Below are 684 nucleotides of genomic sequence, written 5' to 3' on the forward strand. Positions count from 1 at the left end.
GTAAAAGAGGTTTACAACCCGAAGGCCGTCATCCCCCACGCGGCGTCGCTGCGTCAGGCTTTCGCCCATTGCGCAAGATTCCCCACTGCTGCCTCCCGCAGGAGTCTGGGCCGTGTCTCAGTCCCAGTGTGGCCGGTCGCCCTCTCAGGCCGGCTACCCGTAATCGCCTTGGTAGGCCGTTACCCCACCAACAAGCTGATAGGCCGCGAGCCCATCCCCAACCGAAAAAACTTTCCACCCGCACCCCAGGCAGGGGCGGGTCGTATCCGGTATTAGACGGCGTTTCCACCGCTTATCCCAGAGTCAGGGGCAGGTTGCTCACGTGTTACTCACCCGTTCGCCGCTCGTGTACCCCGAAGGGCCTTACCGCTCGACTTGCATGTGTTAAGCACGCCGCCAGCGTTCGTCCTGAGCCAGGATCAAACTCTCCATTAAGGTCAAACCCCCGACCGCGCTGAGCGCGGCGGGAAACCTGGAAGAGCAAACCCCGACCGAATCCGAGTGGAGGAAAACCCACTCGTTATTCAATCAAAGGAACCCTCTGGCCCGACCGTGCGCCTCCAGCCAGCCCGGACGGGCGGCGGTGGCAGGTCCAGCCAAAATGAGGGGCCAAAACAAACATGGCATCATAAAGTATTGAACACGCGCTGTTGAGTTCTCAAGAAACAACCGCTCACCGCATAC

The 684-nt window shown here is 60.4% G+C and carries 1 rRNA gene; it reads right to left on the reverse strand.

The features are described 5' to 3' along the window. A 16S ribosomal RNA gene (locus tag ACYVGT_RS28110) occupies window positions 1-435 on the reverse strand; the annotation flags it as partial. Between the last annotated feature and the right edge of the window lie 249 nt (window positions 436-684).

This window comes from Nocardiopsis coralliicola, assembly GCF_054779695.1.